Below are 17,449 nucleotides of genomic sequence, written 5' to 3' on the forward strand. Positions count from 1 at the left end.
CTTGGCGACGGCGGCTAGCCGGCCTTCGCGACGGCGACCGTCGCGACGACTGCGCGGTGGTCGGACCCGTCGAGCTCGTAGGTCTTGAAGCGGCTCGGCTCCACGCCCACGCCGGCGACGACGTGGTCGATCTGCGTCCGCGCGAACGCCGGCCGGTCGGCCGGCCAGGTCCCCTGCAGGCCCTCCCCCACGGCCGGCCCGACGCTGCGGCAGTCCTTGCCGAGCGCGTCCCGGAAGTCCGCGTGATCGGTCGTCGCGTTGAAGTCCCCGGCGACGACCGTCGGTACGCCGGACGAGCACCACTTCCGCAGTACGACGAGGTCCTGCTTCCAGGTGGTCACCTCCGACGGCAGCGGCGGGTAGCCGTGGTAGGCGATCAGCCGCAGCTTGCCGAGCGTCCCGCCGGTCACGACGATGTGCCCGAAGCGCGTCGTCGTCTGCTGCACGACGCCCGCCTTGTCCGGCTCGGGCTTGCCGGTCTCCGGCTCGGTGCTGCCCACCGAGGCGTTCACCCGGCCGGGGTCGAGCGTGTCCGCGGTGAACTCGACCTTGCCGAGCGAGGCCGACACCAGCACGCTGGTCGCGCTCTCCGGCGCGGAGTTGGCCTGGACCGTGTACCCGTTGTAACCAAGGCCCTTGAGCTCCTCCTGGATCCGCTCGCGCACGTTGACCTGGGCCTCGGGCAACGACACGAGATCGGGGCGCTGGGACCGGATCAGCTTGCCGACCTGCTCCGGGTCGGCGCCGCCGCCGAGCACGTTGGCGACCATCACGGTCAGTGCTCGTGACCCGGGCTGGGGCGGGTTCGGGTCGGAGATCGCCCGCGGAGCGGTCAGTACGGCGCCGGTCAGCACGAGCAGCACGACGAGGGCCGACGCCAGCCGCCAGTTCCGTCGTACGAGCATCACGAGCGCGAGGAGCAGCACGACGGCGAGCAGCTGCGGGCGGAACGCGACCAGCTGCGGGAACGGCGTCACCTCGTCCAGCCCGAACAGCTCGGGATAGAGCGGCACGGCAACCACCAGCAGGAAGAGCGTGGACAGTACGACACTGCGAACCCGCCACGCGGTTTCGTTGTCCATCGGTGGCCCCCTCCATCTAGTGCCTGTCTGCCAACGAACGGTAGCGTTCAGCGTTGCGCCAGCCCGTGTCCCGAGGAGGTAGCTGTGTCCAAGCTGTCCGCGGTGAGACCCGCGTACTGGATCGCCGGCGTTCTGCTGGCGGCCTCAGTCGTGGTTCCTCTCCTGGTCTCCACCTATGCCAAGGACGAACCCCGGTTGTGGGGCTTCCCGTTCTTCTACTGGTACCAGCTGCTGTGGGTGTTCATCTCCGCGATCACGGTGAGCATCTCGTACTGGCTGGTGATCGGTGTGGAGAAGAAACGACGGGCCGCCGAGGGTCTCGGCGCAGTCAAGGAGGACGACCGGTGAACGACGTCGACTGGGTCCAGCTGATCATCGTCGTGGTGATCTTCGTCGCGGTCACCGTGATGGGGTTCATGGCGGCCCGCTGGCGCAAGACCGGTGAGCTGGACAGCCTGGACGAGTGGGGCCTGGGTGGGCGGGGCTTCGGCACCTTCATCACCTGGTTCCTGCTCGGCGGGGACCTCTACACGGCGTACACGTTCGTCGCGGTCCCGGCCGCGATGTACGCGACGGGTGCGATCAGCGGCTTCTTCGCGGTGCCCTACACGATCGTGGTTTACCCGATCATCTTCGTGTTCATGTCTCGGTTGTGGTCGGTCTCGCACCGCAACGGCTACGTGACGCCCGCGGACTTCGTCGGCGGCCGGTACGGAAGCCGCGGGCTGTCGCTCGCGGTGGCGGTGACCGGCATCCTCGCGACGATGCCGTACATCGCGCTGCAGCTGGTCGGCATGCAGGCCGTCTTCGAGGTGATGGGCCTCGGCGGCGACAACCTGCTGGCCAAGGACCTGCCGCTGCTGATCGCGTTCGCCGTGCTCGCGGCGTACACCTACTCCTCCGGCCTGCGGGCGCCGGCGATGATCGCGTTCGTCAAGGACGGGCTGATCTACCTGGTGATCGGCGCCGCGATCCTCTACCTGCCGGGCCAGCTCGGCGGCTGGGACAGCATCTTCGACGCGGCCAAGACCAAGATGGAGTCGACGTCGCCGACGACCGGCCAGCCGGTCGGCGCGTTCATCCCGGGCGAGGCCGGCTACTCGTCGTACTGGACGCTGGCGCTCGGTTCGGCGATGGCGCTGTTCATGTACCCGCACTCGGTGACCGCGGTGCTGTCGACCAAGAACCGCAACGTCGTACGGCGCAACGCGGCGATCCTGCCGGCGTACTCGCTGCTGCTCGGCCTGCTCGCGCTGCTCGGCTTCATGGCGATCAAGGCGAACGTGAACATCAAGGGCCTGGACGGCCTGGCCAACCCGCAGCTGGCGATCCCGCGGCTGTTCGACCAGGAGTTCCCGGCCTGGTTCGCCGGGATCGCGTTCGCGGCGATCGCGGTCGGTGCGCTGGTGCCGGCGGCGATCATGTCGATCGCGGCGGCGAACCTGTTCACCCGCAACATCTACCGCGACTTCCTGAAGAAGGACGCGACGCCGGCCCAGGAGGCCAAGGTCTCCAAGCTCGCGTCGCTGCTGGTGAAGTTCGGCGCGCTGGTCTTCGTGCTCGGGATGGACAAGACCATCTCGCTGAACCTGCAGCTGCTCGGCGGGATCTGGATCCTGCAGACCTTCCCGGCGATCGTGGTCGGCCTGTTCACCCGGTGGTTCCACCGCTGGGCGCTGCTGGCCGGCTGGGCGGTCGGCATGGTCTGGGGCACCATCACGGCGTACAACGTGGTGAACCCGGCGACCGGCAAGCACTTCGGCGGCTCGCTGGCGATGATCCCGTTCACCGACACCAAGGCCTACATCGGGCTGGTCGCCTTCGGGCTCAACCTGGTCGTGGTCATCGTGCTGACGCTGGTGCTGCGGGCCCTGAAGGTGGCTGAGGGCAAGGACTCGACGCACAAGACCGACTACCTGGCCGACGCCGGGGACCCGGGCGTGAAGGACCTGGACGAGCTGCTGGAAGGTGGCGGGACCGGCCCGGCGGCCGCGAAGCCCTGACCTGACCGGCTTTTCCGGCGGGCGGTCTCCCATCGCGGGAGGCCGCCCGTCACGCTTTGCGGTTATGTCGACACGCTCGGAAGTCCGGCGGTGCCCGGATTCGGGCAACGCGCGGGGCAGAATCGCGAGGGTGCTGCTGGTCCTCCTCGTTCTGGTGCTGGCCGCCGGGGCGGCGTTGCTCACCGGTGGCCGCCTCGTCTCCCTCGCCGACAACGGCCTGTCCGGCCTGCACTGGCTCGTGGCCGCGGCGATCGGTCAGCTGCTCGGTTCGATCACCGGCGGCATCGCGTACCCGGTCGGCCTGCTCGGCTCGGCGGTCTGCATCGCGGTGTTCCTGCGCCAGAACCTTCGCCGTCCCGGCGTCGCGCTGCTCGCTCTGGGCTTTGCGGCCAACGCCCTGGTCGTCGTACTGAACGGCGCGATGCCGGTCTCCCGTGACGCCCTCGCACAGGCCGGACTGCGGTCCTTCGTCGAGGACCCACGCCACGAGCTGTCCGGCCCGCAGACCCTGCTCCCCTGGCTTGGCGACGTCGTACCGGTCGCACTCCCCTGGGTCGGTCAGGCCGTCAGCCCTGGCGACGTCCTGATCGCCGCCGGCGCCGGTCTCCTCCTGTACGCCGGCCTGGGCGGCACCGGCCGCGTCCCGACCGACTCCACGCCCAGCTGGGCCGACCTAGAAGCGGAACCCGCGCCCGACCACCCGGCGCAGTGACTCCACGACCACCGGGTCGTACTCCGCACCGATCCCCAGCCCGATCGACTCCATCGCCTTCTCCGGCGTCTGCCCTGACCCCTCACCGACCAGCTGCTCGTACGCCAGCGCGACGTTGACGATCCCGCTCTCGACCGGGATCTGCGAGTTGTTCGCCCGCCCCTGCCGGTAGGGATCGTTGGAGTGCCGAACGATCTCCGCCACGTGATCCAGTACGCCGGACCGCTCGATCACCGAAGCCCCGATCTCGGCCGCCCGCTGCCGCTCGGCCCTGTTCCGCAAGAGCGAGGCGCCGCCCGGGCTCGGATCCGCCAACGCGAGCTGCCCGACGCCCGACAGCAAGGCGGCGTACTCGAGAGCCTCCATGCGGTCGGGCTTCAGGCCGAGGTCGTTGCCCAAAGCGACGGCGAGCGCGGCGGTGCGGGCGTTCTGGCCGGGACTGCTGAACCCCGCGATCTCGGTGCTGCGCGCCATCGACCGGACGGTGGCGCGATAAGTCCGCTGTGCCGAAGCAAACCGCCGGAACGCCAACTGGGTCAGGAACAACGGCACGATCACCAACGGCGGTGCCCAGAGACCGAGCAACGACGTACCGGCGGCCAGCAGCACGCCACCGATCCCCATCGCCATGCCGATCTGCGCCATCACCTTCAGTTCGTCCCGCAGCGATGCCGGGAACGGCTTGTTGTAGCGCTCGGTCGCTTGTCCCGCACCGACCAGAGCGTCGACGACTCCAGCCGTCAGCACCCCGAGCAACATGGCCAGGACCAACGGGAAGGCGTGCCGCCAGGACCCGTTCCACCACAGATCGCCCGGGATGACCGCCGAGAAGACTGCCGCGGCGCACGCAACGGACAGCACCCTGCGGCAGGAAACCACCACATCCCACCGCAGCCCGGCGATCGCGCGCGGCGCCACGCCGAGAAGAGTGGCCACAGATGTCACGGCGATGACCTGGGCCACGTCCGGTGCGATCTCCAGCGACGGCCCGCGAAGCATCGCGTACGCGAGTGCCGCACTCGTCGCGATCGGGGCCCGGTTCCGGCTCCGGTCGACCTTGAACTGCACCATCTCGCCGAGCGCGATCAGGAGGCCGAAGACCAGGACGAAGGGCCACTCGGTGACCCCGTTGCGAGCGGTGATCAGTACCGCCGCCAGCCCGAGCACGACCCCGGCGAGCACGATGACCACACCGGAACCGAGTCTGCGCAGCTCGACCCCTTCGGTGTCGACGCCTTGGCTCATGCGGGACCCGCAGCGGACCCCGAGGCGCCGCCGCCGCTCCCGAGGCTGAGGTCGTCGTGGTCGATGGCCGCCGCGATCGTGGAGTCCGGTGCCGGCTGGTCGGCTTCGGCAGACTTCCAGCCGTTGACCTTGATCACGTCGACGAACGCATCGACCAGATGCGGATCGAAGTGCGTGTACTTGTCCTGGACCAGGATCGCCAGGGTCTCGTCGATGCTCTTCGCCGGCCGGTAGGAGCGGGTCGACGTCAGGCAGTCGAACGCGTCCACGATGCCGATGATCCGGGCGAAGTACGGAATGTTCTGCCCGCTCAGCCCGGCCGGGTACCCGGTTCCGTCGAACTTCTCGTGGTGGTGCAGCACCGCCGATTTCACTTCTTCCAGGAACGGGATGTTGCCGATCAGCTCGACACCCCGCGCGGGGTGGAGCCGGATCGCGTCCATCTCGAAGTCCTCGAGCCGGCCGGGCTTCTGGATGATGCTGGTCGGTACGCCGACCTTGCCGACGTCGTGCAGGAGCCCGGCATGCTCGAGGGCGGTCTGCCGATCGTCGCCGAGGTTGAGCTTTCGGCCGAGAAGCCCGACGCCTTCGCTCACCCGTTCCGAATGCCCTCTGGTGTAGAGGTCCTTCGTTTCGATGACGTGAATGAACGCGCGCAGGGTGGCGGCTTGGGCTTGCTTCTCGACTTCGTACTGTGACAACGCCCACCTGGCGACCAGCAGCGGGACAAGGACGAGAAGACCCGCCAACGGGCCCAGGCCGCCGAGCCAGACCACCGCGAGCAACAGACCGAGGAAGCCGTACCCGGCCATCGGGAAGAAGGTGGGGACGACCACTCGCTTCAAGAACTCGATCGGGTTGGCCTTGCCGTCGATCCAGATCACCAGGCTGACCAGCGCCGCGTTCGCAACGTGCGTCGCCGCGGTAGCGGCCATCGTTGCCACGATGGCGCGCAGTTCGTGGTCGAGCGCGTCGAGACCAACCGGGCCGGAGGCCAGTGTGTAAGCGAGACCACCGGCAGCGGTGGCCAGGATCCGCTGCGCGATGTTGAAGACCCGGCGAATCGGCGGGCTGCCGTGACCGATCTGGGGGATGTAGGCGGCGACTGCGATCAGTGCCGCCCAGGGCCCAGCGACAACATAGACAGCCATCAGCACGACGGAGTCCAGCGAAGCGGGGTAGTTCGGCGTCACGGAGAAACGCAGAAACGCGCTGACGAGCATGAGCAGGCACAAGGCCAAAAGCGTCCAACTGGCTGCGACCTGGCTGATGGCCAGTACAAGAACCGAAAGAGCGAGAAGCGCCGACGAGGCGACAAACACGTGAAGGACGTGCTTCCTCATGCCTCGACCACCTGCTCCGTCCACGACAGTCGGCTCACCACTCCCAGAAGTCTGGCATATCAAACACCTCCGATCAGCGGCTCGCGGTCTTGTGATCGCCGGAAAGCAGTCACAGGGGGCAGACAGCACTCGCTGACTAGTCTTAAGTTTGCTCTTCAGGCGCGCCGCGAAACACTGTAGGGCAGCGCCTGACTCGCCGCACCGTGCTCAACCAGCCGCTGTGGTATGAGAGACTGTGACTCTTTGCAGTTGTTACAAGGAGGCTTCAAATGGGCAAGACCGGCCGCAAGCGCCGCGCACGCAAGAAGAAGGGCGCCAACCACGGTAAGCGCCCGAACGCCTGAGTTCAGGCGACTACGCACAGCGAGGACCCCGGCATAAAACCGGGGTCTTTGCAATTTGGTCACATGTTTCGGCAAGACCACCAATAGCAGAGGTCTTGTATTCGGAGCGTCTGGATCCGGCTACTGAACGCTATAATTCAAACAGCTGTTTGGGGTCGCGTCCAGTTTTCCCTGGTGTCGGTGGGAGCCTGTGGACAACGTCGCCACGACGTCGGTCCCGCCTCCTACAGTTAGCTTGTCGATCGCGGTTGTATACCGCGGACCACGGGGCGCGACCGGGAGGTGGCAGGTTTGGCATCCGAGACGACACTCGGCGAGCTGCTGCGCGGGTTCCGGATCGCCGCCAACCTCACCCAGGGCGCCCTCGCCGAGAAGGCCGGACTGAGCGAGCAGGCCGTCAGCCTGCTCGAGCGCGGCACCCGGAGGCGTCCCCGGATCAGCACGATTCATGCTCTGGCCGAGGCGCTCGCTCTCGACCGGGACGCCGAGGAGCAGCTCGCGAACGCTGCCCGCGGCACCAGTTCGCCGCAGCTGACCTCGCCGGCGGACGCCGCTTCCACCGGCGTCGTACCGCGTCAACTTCCACCGACGCTCGCCGACTTCACCGGACGGGAGGCCGCGCTCGAGAAGCTCGTGGCCACGCTGACCGGTAGCGATCGGACCAGCACCGTACGGATGGCGGCGGTGACCGGCATGGGCGGCGTCGGCAAGACCTCGCTGGCGGTCCATGCGGCCCACCTCACCGCCGACCACTATCCCGACGGCCACCTCTACCTGGATCTGCGCGGCTACGGACCAGGCGAGCCGGTTCCGCCGCTCGACGCCCTGAGCCAGCTGCTCCGTTCGCTGGGCATCGACGGGCACTCGATCCCGGACTCCGTCGACGAAGCGGCCGCGCTGTACCGCTCCAGGATCGCGGGTCTGCGGATGCTGGTGCTGCTGGACAACGCGAACGGCGCGGCCCAGGTCCGGGCCTTGCTGCCCGGTGCACCGGGTGCGGCGGTGCTGGTGACCAGCCGACGCGGCCTGACGGCGTTGCCGGGCTTCGTCCAGGTGAGCCTGTCGCCGTTGTCCGAGGACGACTCGATCAGTCTGCTCGGCAAGATCGTCGGGGAGAGCCGGGTGACCGCCGAAGCCGACGCGGCCCGAACCATCGCCAGGCTCGCCGGACGTCTCCCCCTCGCCGTCCGGCTGGTTGGGGCACGGTTGGCGGCCAGGCCGGGCTGGCCGGTCGAACACCTGATGAACCAACTGCGAGACGAGAAGCGCCGGCTGGACGAGTTGGGTACCGGTGCGACCGGCGTTCGGTCGAACATCGCGGCTTCGGTCGAGTTCCTCGCCGCCAGCGATCAGGACCTCGACCGCCGCGCCGCGGCGGCACTCGATCTGCTCGGCCTGCCGAACAGCAGCGACCTGTTCACGGCGGCGACTGCCCGCCTCCTCGACGAGACCGAGGACGACACCGAGCACATGCTCGAGCGGCTGGTCGACCTCAACCTGCTGATCTCGCTGGAGCCCGGCCGCTACCGGCTGCACGACCTGATCCGCGCGTACGCCCGCGAGCGTGCCGACCAGGTGCTGTCGGAGGGAACCAGGACCGACGCGCTGAGCCGCGTCCTGGTCTTCTACACCGGGATTGCCTGGCGCTGCCAGGAACAGACCCACCAGGGCAATCCGCGGCTGAGCCTGGCCGGCGACAGTCTGCGCGCCGTACCGGCCTTCGCGGACGGCGTGGCGGCGATGACCTGGCTGAACAACGACCAGACGAACCTGTCGGAGGCTCTTCAGCAGGCCTGCCGGATTCCGGCGCTGCAGCCGCTGGTCCCGGAGTTCGCCCTCTCCCTCTTCGGGTACTACGAAGCTCTCGGCCGCTGGAACGACATGCGTACGGTCTGCACGGCAGGCCGCGACCTTGCCCGCGAACTCGGCTTCCGGCACCTGGCCGCCTGGCTGGAGCACGATCTGGCCATCCCCGACGCCGAAAGCGGCCGGCTCGAGCTGTCCCTCGGCCACCTGCGGACCGCCAGGACGATGTTCGAGTCTGTCGGCGACCTGGTTGGCCAGGCCCGGTGCTCGACGTCCTTGAGCAGGGTCCTGGAGCGCATGGGCCGGTGGGCAGAGGCGGTGACCCATGGGGAGCAGGCCCTAGCCCTCAGCCAGCAGCTCGGTGACACCACGATCGAGGGCACCAGCTACCTGGCCCTCGGCAGTCTCTACCTGCACAGCGGTGACCTCACCCGCGCCGACCGGTCCTTCACCAGGGCGATCGCCCTGTCCTCGTCGACCGGGAACGTCCGCTCGAGCGCCAAGCGCTACCAGAACGCCGGCCAGGCGTACCTGCGCGCGGGCCTGTGGGAGAAGGCAGCCGACCACCTCACCAAGAGCATCGACGCGTATCAGCAGGTCTACGACGGCAACGGCGAGTCCGAGAGCCACCGCGACCTGGCGGAGCTCTACGTCGCCCTCGGCCGGCACGACACCGCCCGGCACCACGCCGAGACCGGCCTCCGGCTGGCCCGCAAGAACGGCAACCTCCAACGCGAAGGCGAGCTCCTCATCCAGCTCGGCCGCATCGCCCACGCCGAAGGCGACCTCCCCACCGCCCGCACCCACTGGCAAACCGCCGCCACCCTCCTCCGCTCCCAATCAGTCCCCACCGAGTCCGTAGCCCTCGACCTCCTCGCAGCCCACCCCGAACCACTCGTCGATGGCGAGTAGAGGCCCCGGTGTACGACAACGACCGCCGTACCGGGGGGTTCGGCGGTCGTCGGTGGTGCGGGGGCCTGGGGTCAGTCCGTGGGCGTGGTTTCGACGCGGACCTCGGTCAGGCGGAGGAGGATCTTGGCGCGGAGCGCGTCCGGCGCCTGGTCGTCGCCGCAGGAGCGGTGGACGAGCTTCTTGATGCAGCGTTCGAGGTCGTACTGGTCGAGGCAGGGTGCGCACTCTTCCAGGTGGGTGCGGATCTCGTCGCTGCTGGCGTCTTCGAGCTCGTTGTCGATGAAGACGTACACGCGCTGCAGGATCTCGCTGCAGTCGACGTCGTGGTGCTCGCCGCAGCTCACGACTCCTCCTCGGTCTTCGCGCTGTCGGCCGCGGGGATCAGGCCGCGGTCCCGGGCGTAGTCGGCCAGCAGCTCGCGCAGCTGGCGCCGGCCCCGGTGCAGCCGTGACATCACGGTGCCGACCGGGGTCCCCATGATCTCCGCGATCTCCTTGTAAGCAAAGCCCTCGACGTCGGCCAGGTAGACCGCCAGACGGAAGTCCTCCGGGATCGACTGCAGGGCCGACTTCACGTCGGAGTCGGGCAGGTGCTCCAGAGCGACCGCCTCGGCCGACTTCAGGCCGCCGGGCGTGTGCGACTCGGCAGCGGTCAGCTGCCAGTCCTCGATCTCCTCGGTCGGCGACTGCGTGGGCTGGCGCTGTCGCTTGCGGTAGCCGTTGATGAAGGTGTTGGTCAGGATCCGGTACAGCCACGCCTTCAGGTTGGTGCCGGGCGTGAACTGGTGGAACGAGCTGTACGCCTTCGCGAAGGTGTCCTGGACCAGGTCCTCGGCGTCGGCCGGATTACGGGTCATCCGCATCGCCGCGGCGTACATCTGGTCGAGGAAAGGCAGCGCCTCGCGCTCGAAGCGCTCGGTCCGCTGCTCGGGAGTCTCGGTGGTCGTCGATGTCGGCATCGTGATCGAGAATACCGGGGCCACCCCAGAACTCCGCGCTCTGTCCAGGCTCGTTACCGTCATGTCTGCTAGAACACACCCCGCGGCGGGGTCATTCCCGTCAGCCGGAGACTTCCCTGGACACCCATTCGAAGACCGCTTCGACCAGGAGTTCGAACGACTCCTCCTGCGTCAGTTCGGCCCTTTTCGGCACCTTGAAGCTGTGGTCGGCGTCCGGTACGACGGCCATCTCGGTCAGCGGCGGGAACTCCTCCGGCGTACCGAACGGGTCCTTCTCACCTTGGACGACGAGGGTCGGCAGCCCGGCCGCCTGGAGCTCGTCGACCCGCGACTTGTCCGGCTTGCCCGGCGGGTGCAGCGGGAACGACAGCGCCAGTACGCCGGACGCCCCCAGCCCGGTCGCCGTACGACAGGCCACCCGCGCTCCCGCACTGCGGCCGCCCAGGACGAGCGGCGTACGGATCCGGAGCTGGCCGATGATCGCGATCCAGGCCTCGTCAAGGATCTTCGGCGCCGGCGCGAGCTTGCGGCCGGCCCGGCGCCAGGGCTGCTCGATCAGGAACACGTTGATGTCCTGCTTCGGCAGCCGCGCCGCGAGCGCGGCCAGGTCACCGGCCTCGATGCCACCGCCGGCGCCGTGACCGAGAGCCAGGGTCGCCACCGGCCGCCGGGCCCGGTGCGCCACGATCCGCGCCTCACCGTGCGGCGTCGCCACAATCCGTTCGTCGGTCACGGGCCCCATCCTGTCATTCCCGCGTCCACTCCCCGGCCGTCCGCACCCGGCGCGCCCCGCCCGTCGCGCCCCGCCCGTCGCGCCCACCCGTCGTCCGTCGCCCGTCGCGCCCCGCCCGTCGCCGTCCCTCCGTCCGCCGCCTCGCCCATTTCGACGGTTAACCCTGTGGCTTGCGGGTTCGACGGGCGCATGCCGACCTGGAACCCACCCTTCGCAGGGTTAACCGTCGAAATGGGGAAGGCGGACGGGCGCAGGGCTAACCGTCGAAACGGGGGAAGGTCGGCGGGGTCAGTGCGAGGCGGGGCGAGGCGAGGCGGGGTCAGGGCGGCGTGGGGCGGGGCGGGGTCAGGCCGGCGTGGGGCGGGGCGGGGCGGGGCGGGGCGGGGCGGGGCGGGGCGGGGGGCGGGGGCGGGGTCAGAAGAGCGGTGTGTCCTCCGCCGCGGTCGGCGGGCCCGGGCGGTCGGCGGGGTCCTCGCCGTCCGGCGGGAGCGGGTCGACCAGGTGCGGGCCGTTGTTCTTCACCGAGCTGACCGCCTTCGACACGGCGTACGCCTCGAGCCGTCCGGGCGCGGCCGGGACCAGGAGCTCCAGCAGCTCGTCCGGATCGGACGACAGCGGGTCGAGCCACGCGTCGTACCGGTCGCGCTCGACCAGCAGCGGCATCCGGTCGTGGATCTGGCCGAGGTCGTCGGTCGCCGAGGTGGTGAGCACCGTGCAGGTCCACAGCCAGGCCGCGTCGGAGTCGGCGTCGGCGACCGACTTGTCGCGCCAGATCTCGTACAGCCCGGCCATCGCCAGGACGCCGCCGTCGGCCGGGCGGATGAAGTACGGCTGCTTGACCGGCTTGCCGTTCTTCTTCTGCTCGGTCTCGTACCACTCGTAGTACCCGTCGGCGGGCAGCAGGCAGCGCCGGCTCGCGAACGCCTTCTTGAAGGCCGGCTTCTCGGCGACGGTCTCCATCCGGGCGTTGATCAACCGGCTGCCGATCGAGGTGTCCTTGGCCCAGGACGGCACCAGCCCCCACTTGACCGTGGTCAGCTTGCGCACCACCTGGTCGGGCTGCTCGCGGTTCTTCCGCTCGACCACGGCGATCACCTGGTCGGTCGGCGCGACGTTGAAGTTGTCCGGCAGCTCCTGCACCGACTCCTTCACGTTGCCCGCGGCGATCTCGAACTCGACCACCAGGTCGGAGGGGTCCCGGCTGCTCGCGTAACGGCCACACATGGAACTCAGCCTAGCCACCGGAACCGACATTTCGCCGTACGGCGAACGGGCGGCGGCGGTGGATCGCCTACCCCGTGATAGGCGATCCACCGCCTGCTCGATGCGCCCGGGCATCCCCCTGTTGACGTCCGGGCGCAAGCTCCAGCTCCGGGTCAGCCCCGGGTCAACTCGTCCAGCAACCGCACAGCCATCGCATCGGTGGCCGGCAGCCCCTCGATCCAGATCCGGGCCAGCTGCGGCTCGTCGGTGTCGAGCCGCCACTGGGTGATCAGCGCTCGGACCGTCGCGACCTGGTCCGGCAGGTTCGGCTCGCGGTCGACGAGCGCCGCCGCGCGGTGTGTGCCGAGGCGACCCAGTACGTCACCGCCGGCGAACACGATCCGCAGGCACTCCGCGACGTCGACGAGCCGGAGCTCGCGGTCGAACGGCGTGGTGCCGGGCGGGTTGAGCGGCTCGACCACCACCAGTGCGTGGGTCGCCGGTACGGAAGTTCCACGGAGATCGGCCTCCCGGTAGATCTCGCCGAGGCGGGACCGCAGGTGCGCCAGGCTGGACAGCCCGGTCAGCGGGTCCTCGCAACTCAGGGAGTGCAGGTAGATGAGGGATGCTTCGGCCCAGCTGGAACTGAGTGCGCGTACCGCGGCGAAAGCCGGCTCGCCCCCGGCGATCGAGCGGTACAGCGCACTCAGTCCATCAAGTGCCTCGAGCAGCGAGACCCCGTCGGCCGCCAAGCGGCGTCCGACCTCGTCACTCGCAGGCACGACGTCGGCCCCGTCCCGGAGCGCCTCGGCAATCGCGAGGTAGGCACTTCGGTCGAGACCAGCTGTGCCGTGCGGCTCCCTCCTTCCGCACGGTTGCTCTGCTGACGACGCTTCCGGCCGGTCCCGGGCGAGCGACCCCGCCAGGTTCGGACCACGCAGCGAGTCGAACCGCCGGCGGATGTCCGCGTACAGCGACATGACCCTCCTCAACGCAGTCCTTCAGCCTCCCGACCGGGTGGCCGGAAGCGTCGTTCTGAGGGAGAGACAGTGCGTGGGCGGGTTCATGACGCAGATTTCAGAACTTTTTTCTCGTAACCTCGGACCGGTCGCCGTCGTCAGGAAAGGTGCGCCGATCCCTTCCGTCTGGGAGTCTTGACCTCGGCAACTATGTGACTGACGGTGACCAAGCAATGACAGCAGGGGGAGCAGACGCCATGGAGGAAGTACCGAGCGACGCGGAGCTGATCGCGCGCGTGCGTTCGGGCGACCTCGAGGCGTACGGCGAGTTGTTCGCGCGGCACCACCACGCCGCCGAGCGGATGGCCCGGCAGCTGGTGCCGGCCAACGACGCCGACGACCTGGCCAGCGACGCGTTCGCCAAGGTGCTCGATGCCCTGCGCAACGGTGGCGGTCCGGACGTCTCCTTCCGGGCCTACCTGCTGACCACGGTCCGCCGGGTGCACGTCGACCGGATCCGGGCCGGCCGCAAGGTCACCTCGACCGACGACATCGCGGCGTACGAGCGGGAACCGCAGGGGTTCGACGACCCGACGGTGACCGGCTTCGAGAGCGGCGCGGCGGCGAAGGCGTTCGCCTCGCTGCCGGAGCGCTGGCAGGCCGTGCTGTGGCACACCGAGGTCGAGGGCGAGAAGCCCGCGGCCATCGCTCCCCTGCTCGGCCTGACCGCCAACGGCGTCTCCGCCCTGGCCTACCGGGCCCGCGAGGGGCTGCGGCAGGCGTACCTGCAGCAGCACCTGGCCGACGTCGCCGGTGACCGCTGCCGCTGGACCACCGAGCGCCTGGGCGCCTACGTCCGCGGCGGCCTCACCAAGCGCGAGAACCGGAACGTCCGCGAGCACCTGGACGAGTGCGCCAAGTGCACCGCGGTCTACCTCGAGCTGGTCGAGGTCAACAGCGCGCTGCCGGCACTGCTCGCTCCGGCCCTGCTGGGCACGGCGGGCCTGGGCTACCTGGCCGCCGCCTCGGGAGCGAAGGTCGGACTGGTCGGCTTCTTCGCCACCGGCTGGCAGAAGGCCACCGAGAACAGCACCCGTACGGCGCTCAGCGCAGGCGGGGCGGTCGTGGTCGTGGTGGCCGCGGTGATGGCCGCGCTCGCACTGACCGGTGGCGAGACGCCTCCGGCCGCCATCGACCAGCCGACGTCCCAGCCGACCCAGCAGCCGCCGCCTCCCCCGCCGCCGCCAGTGCCCCCGACGGTGAAGCCGCCGACGCAGAAGCCGCCGGAGACCCAGCCGACGCAGCCGGAGCCGACGCAGCCCGAGCCGACCCAGCCGGAACCGACCACGGCACCGACCAGCGCGCCCACGAGCCAGCCGACCACGCCGCGGCCGACGCCACCGTCGCCGACCACCCCGATCCTGGACGAGGGCCTGCTGACCATCAGCCTGCCCACCGGCGGCGGCAGTCCCTCCACCGGCGGCCCCGCGGCCGGCGGCGGCAGCCCAGCGACGTACGGGCCGTTCACGCGGAGCGTCGCCGAGCGCGACGCCGCGCTGCGCGCCACCGTGTCCATCAAGGTCCCGGCGAACAACACCAACCCGGTGGTCATCGGCATCAAGTACGGCAACGCCCTGCAGTGGCCGCTGACCGGCAACCCGGCCGGCTGGACCTGCACCAAGGCCGCCGACGGCAAGAGCGGCAGCTGCACGGCCGTCGACCCGGCCGCGCCTCCCACGCTCCCGATGGTGTTCACCGAGCCCACCGGCGGCGCGGTGGCCGACCGAACGTTCACCGTCTCCGGCAAGTCCGGCCGTCTGTACGACGACGACTCCGCGACGCTGACCGCTCCCCCGCGCCTCGACGAGAACCTGCTGAAGCTGGCGGTCGGCAAGGCCGACCTGGACCGCTACTTCCGCACGATCACCGTCGCCCCCGGCACCGACCGGACCGGCGTCACGCTGAAGCTCACGTACGGCGCTTCGCTGGCGTGGCCGCTGGCCGCCAACCCGGCCGGCTGGAAGTGCAACCAGTCCGCCAGGACCTGTACGTCGACCACGCCGGCCACGCCCGTTCCGCTGCTCGCCGACTTCGCCGTACCGGACGGTGGGTCCGCGGCGGCTCGCACGTACACGGTGACCGCGACGGCCGGGCTGCTGCACGACACCGACTCCGAGACGCTGGCACCGGTCCGGATGGACGAGTCGCTGCTGCGGATCCTCACCCCGAGCCCGCACGACGACCCGAACCCGTTCGTCTACAACAGGTTCCTCGACCTGAGTGGCACGACCGGTCCGGTCACGCTGGAGATCTCGTGGGGCAAGAACGTCAGCCTCGTCACCTACATCTCGAGCGGGTGGACCTGCTCGCGCTCGACCGACGTACGGCGCGCGACCTGTTCGACGGACCACTACACGAAGGCCCTGAACACCGAGTGGGCCGCCTGGCCGGGCTCCTCGGTGAAGAACCAGATCACCGTCAAGGCGGTCACGCCGGGCCGGTACGACACCGACACCGCGCAGATTCCGCCGACGCCGCACGGCAAGCGGTAAACGGGTTTGGCGTCGTCCCGGCGGGGCTCTACGCTGGACCACGTTCGCGCTGACGGAACCGAGTAGCGCCGGACACCTGTGCTGGAGAGAGTCGCCGGTAGCTGCGAAGGCGACGCACGGGCCCGGTGGCGAAGACACTCCTGAGCGAATGCGGTAGCAAGAGGCCGGACTGGGTCTGACCAGGCCGGTGAAGGTGTGGTGGCACCGCGAGTTCCCCTTCGCCCACACCTCCGGGGTTCGAGTAATCCGACGGAGGTGAAAACAGCGATGCGCATTCTCAACCACGAGATCCCCTCAGCAGTGGGCCAGACCGTCACGGTGGCCGGCTGGGTGCACCGAAGACGACGGCTGGCCGCGGTCAGCTTCCTGGTCCTGCGAGACCGGTCCGGCCTGAGCCAGGTCGTCGTCAAGGCGCCGGAGACCCAGGCCCAGCTGGACGGGCTCGGTGAGGAGACCGTCGTCCAGGTGACCGGTAGGGTCGCCGCCAACCCGCAGGCTCCCGGTGGGGCCGAGCTGGTCGACCCGGTGATCGTCCCGCTGACCGAACCGGCCAGGACGCCGCCGATCGAGCTGTGGCGTCCCACGGTCGGCGCCGGCCTGCCGGTCGTGCTGGACAACGCACCGGTCGCCCTGCGGCACCCTGCGGTCCGGGCCGGCTGGGAGGTCGCGGCGGCCGCGCTGCACGGGTTCCGCAGCACGCTGGACGGTCTGGACTTCACGGAGATCCAGACGCCGAAGATCGTCGGTACGGCGACCGAGTCGGGCGCCAACGTGTTCGCGCTCGACTACTTCGGCGGTCCGGCGTACCTGGCGCAGTCGCCGCAGTTCTACAAGCAGACGATGGTCGGGGTGTTCGAGCGGGTCTACGAGGTCGGTCCGGTGTTCCGGGCCGAGCCGCACGACACCGTCCGGCACCTGGCCGAGTACGTGTCGCTGGACGCGGAGTTCGGCTTCATCGGCGACCACCGCGACGTACTGGCCGTGCTGCGCGACGTCCTGGCGGGCATGCTCGCGTCGGTCGGGTCCAGAGCCGGTACGGCGCTGGAGCGGCTCGGTGTGGAGCTGCCGGAGATCCCGATCGACGTACCGGTGCTGCACTTCTCCGAGGCGCTCAAGCTGGCAGGAGCGGACCCCGGCGAGCCCGACCTGTCGCCGGCTGACGAGCGCGCTCTCGGCGAGTGGGCGCTGCGGGAGCACGGCAGCGACTTCGTGGCGGTCGAGGGCTACCCGATGGTGAAGCGGCCGTTCTACACCCATCCGCAGCCGTCGGACCCGACCTGGTCGAACTCCTTCGACCTGCTGTTCCGTGGGGTCGAGCTGGTCACCGGTGGGCAGCGTCTGCACCGCTACAGCGACTACGTCGCCGCTCTGGAGGCCAGGGGTGAGTCCGCCGAGGCACCGGCGTACAGCTCCTACCTGCAGGCGTTCCAGCACGGCATGCCGCCGCACGGCGGTTTCGCCATCGGGCTGGAGCGGTTCGTGGCCCGGCTGACCGGTGCGGAGAACGTCCGGGAGGTCACGCTGTTCCCGCGGGACCTGCACCGGCTGACGCCGTGAGGTGAAATCCTGCCCGCTCCACTGATGACTCGGTGCATGA

General features: G+C 69.6%; 15 protein-coding genes. 7 read left to right on the top strand and 8 right to left on the bottom strand.

The window, feature by feature from the left end:
- Positions 1–14: 14 nt before the first annotated feature.
- On the bottom strand, positions 15–1,082 hold the full coding sequence (locus ABD235_RS27860; RefSeq protein WP_344179462.1) for an endonuclease/exonuclease/phosphatase family protein: 1,068 nt from the start codon (positions 1,080–1,082) through the stop codon (positions 15–17).
- An 84-nt stretch (positions 1,083–1,166) separates the two neighbouring features.
- Between ABD235_RS27860 and ABD235_RS27865 the strand changes: the two genes are divergently transcribed.
- From ABD235_RS27865 to ABD235_RS27875, 3 genes are all read left to right on the top strand, one after another.
- Positions 1,167–1,430, top strand: coding sequence for a DUF3311 domain-containing protein (locus tag ABD235_RS27865; protein WP_344179464.1), 264 nt, complete (start codon positions 1,167–1,169; stop codon positions 1,428–1,430).
- Complete coding sequence (gene mctP, locus ABD235_RS27870) at positions 1,427–3,085, top strand: monocarboxylate uptake permease MctP (RefSeq protein WP_344179466.1); 1,659 nt, start codon at positions 1,427–1,429, stop codon at positions 3,083–3,085. The genes ABD235_RS27865 and mctP overlap by 4 nt, the downstream gene beginning before the upstream one ends.
- 130 nt (positions 3,086–3,215) lie before the next feature.
- Positions 3,216–3,797 carry a DUF5317 family protein gene (locus tag ABD235_RS27875; RefSeq protein WP_344179468.1) on the top strand — a complete coding sequence of 194 codons (582 nt, stop codon included), beginning with the start codon at positions 3,216–3,218 and terminating at the stop codon, positions 3,795–3,797.
- Here ABD235_RS27875 and ABD235_RS27880 read toward each other — a convergent pair.
- On the bottom strand, positions 3,759–5,042 hold the full coding sequence (locus tag ABD235_RS27880; RefSeq protein WP_344179470.1) for an HD-GYP domain-containing protein: 1,284 nt from the start codon (positions 5,040–5,042) through the stop codon (positions 3,759–3,761). The genes ABD235_RS27875 and ABD235_RS27880 overlap by 39 nt on opposite strands.
- Positions 5,039–6,385: an HD-GYP domain-containing protein gene (locus ABD235_RS27885; protein WP_344179472.1), complete on the bottom strand. Its 1,347-nt coding sequence runs from the start codon at positions 6,383–6,385 to the stop codon at positions 5,039–5,041. The genes ABD235_RS27880 and ABD235_RS27885 overlap by 4 nt, the downstream gene beginning before the upstream one ends.
- A gap of 269 nt (positions 6,386–6,654) precedes the next feature.
- Here ABD235_RS27885 and ABD235_RS39940 point away from each other — a divergent pair, with 269 nt between their 5' ends.
- Both ABD235_RS39940 and ABD235_RS27890 read left to right on the top strand, forming a co-directional pair.
- Positions 6,655–6,729: a 50S ribosomal protein bL37 gene (locus ABD235_RS39940; RefSeq protein ID WP_369759046.1), complete on the top strand. Its 75-nt coding sequence runs from the start codon at positions 6,655–6,657 to the stop codon at positions 6,727–6,729.
- 291 nt (positions 6,730–7,020) lie between these two features.
- Complete coding sequence (locus ABD235_RS27890; protein WP_344179474.1) at positions 7,021–9,447, top strand: ATP-binding protein; 2,427 nt, start codon at positions 7,021–7,023, stop codon at positions 9,445–9,447.
- A gap of 71 nt (positions 9,448–9,518) precedes the next feature.
- Here the strand turns inward: ABD235_RS27890 and rsrA are convergent, their stop codons facing one another.
- From rsrA to ABD235_RS27915, 5 genes are all read right to left on the bottom strand, one after another.
- Complete coding sequence (gene rsrA / locus ABD235_RS27895) at positions 9,519–9,791, bottom strand: mycothiol system anti-sigma-R factor (protein WP_344179476.1); 273 nt, start codon at positions 9,789–9,791, stop codon at positions 9,519–9,521.
- On the bottom strand, positions 9,788–10,405 hold the full coding sequence (locus ABD235_RS27900) for a sigma-70 family RNA polymerase sigma factor (protein ID WP_344179478.1): 618 nt from the start codon (positions 10,403–10,405) through the stop codon (positions 9,788–9,790). Before ABD235_RS27900 ends, rsrA begins: the two co-directional genes overlap by 4 nt.
- Positions 10,406–10,505: 100 nt before the next feature.
- A complete protein-coding gene (locus ABD235_RS27905) occupies positions 10,506–11,147 on the bottom strand; it encodes an alpha/beta hydrolase family protein (protein ID WP_344179480.1) in 642 nt (213 codons plus the stop codon).
- A 405-nt stretch (positions 11,148–11,552) separates the two neighbouring features.
- Positions 11,553–12,362 (bottom strand): SOS response-associated peptidase, encoded by an 810-nt coding sequence (locus tag ABD235_RS27910; protein ID WP_344179482.1) that lies wholly within the window; start codon positions 12,360–12,362, stop codon positions 11,553–11,555.
- Positions 12,363–12,514: 152 nt separating this feature from the next.
- On the bottom strand, positions 12,515–13,321 hold the full coding sequence (locus tag ABD235_RS27915) for a hypothetical protein (protein WP_344179484.1): 807 nt from the start codon (positions 13,319–13,321) through the stop codon (positions 12,515–12,517).
- Positions 13,322–13,557: 236 nt separating this feature from the next.
- Between ABD235_RS27915 and ABD235_RS27920 the strand changes: the two genes are divergently transcribed.
- Both ABD235_RS27920 and aspS read left to right on the top strand, forming a co-directional pair.
- On the top strand, positions 13,558–15,852 hold the full coding sequence (locus tag ABD235_RS27920) for a sigma-70 family RNA polymerase sigma factor (protein WP_344179486.1): 2,295 nt from the start codon (positions 13,558–13,560) through the stop codon (positions 15,850–15,852).
- A 267-nt stretch (positions 15,853–16,119) separates the two neighbouring features.
- Positions 16,120–17,409, top strand: a complete 1,290-nt coding sequence (gene aspS, locus ABD235_RS27925; protein ID WP_344179488.1) for an aspartate--tRNA(Asn) ligase — start codon at positions 16,120–16,122, stop codon at positions 17,407–17,409.
- The last annotated feature ends 40 nt before the right edge of the window (positions 17,410–17,449 follow it).

The organism is Kribbella lupini (assembly GCF_039529595.1).
GTDB lineage: Bacteria > Actinomycetota > Actinomycetes > Propionibacteriales > Kribbellaceae > Kribbella > Kribbella lupini.

What these genes read in the sequence shown, in the direction of transcription:
- ABD235_RS27915 (WP_344179484.1), bottom strand. Translation starts at nt 13,321, where the DNA reads ATGTCGCTGTACGCGGACATCCGCCGGCGGTTCGACTCGCTGCGTGGT.
- ABD235_RS27920 (WP_344179486.1), top strand. Translation starts at nt 13,558, where the DNA reads ATGGAGGAAGTACCGAGCGACGCGGAGCTGATCGCGCGCGTGCGTTCG.
- ABD235_RS27900 (WP_344179478.1), bottom strand. Translation starts at nt 10,405, where the DNA reads ATGCCGACATCGACGACCACCGAGACTCCCGAGCAGCGGACCGAGCGC.
- aspS (WP_344179488.1), top strand. Translation starts at nt 16,120, where the DNA reads ATGCGCATTCTCAACCACGAGATCCCCTCAGCAGTGGGCCAGACCGTC.
- ABD235_RS27910 (WP_344179482.1), bottom strand. Translation starts at nt 12,362, where the DNA reads ATGTGTGGCCGTTACGCGAGCAGCCGGGACCCCTCCGACCTGGTGGTC.
- ABD235_RS27880 (WP_344179470.1), bottom strand. Translation starts at nt 5,042, where the DNA reads ATGAGCCAAGGCGTCGACACCGAAGGGGTCGAGCTGCGCAGACTCGGT.
- ABD235_RS27905 (WP_344179480.1), bottom strand. Translation starts at nt 11,147, where the DNA reads ATGGGGCCCGTGACCGACGAACGGATTGTGGCGACGCCGCACGGTGAG.
- ABD235_RS27860 (WP_344179462.1), bottom strand. Translation starts at nt 1,082, where the DNA reads ATGGACAACGAAACCGCGTGGCGGGTTCGCAGTGTCGTACTGTCCACG.
- ABD235_RS27885 (WP_344179472.1), bottom strand. Translation starts at nt 6,385, where the DNA reads ATGAGGAAGCACGTCCTTCACGTGTTTGTCGCCTCGTCGGCGCTTCTC.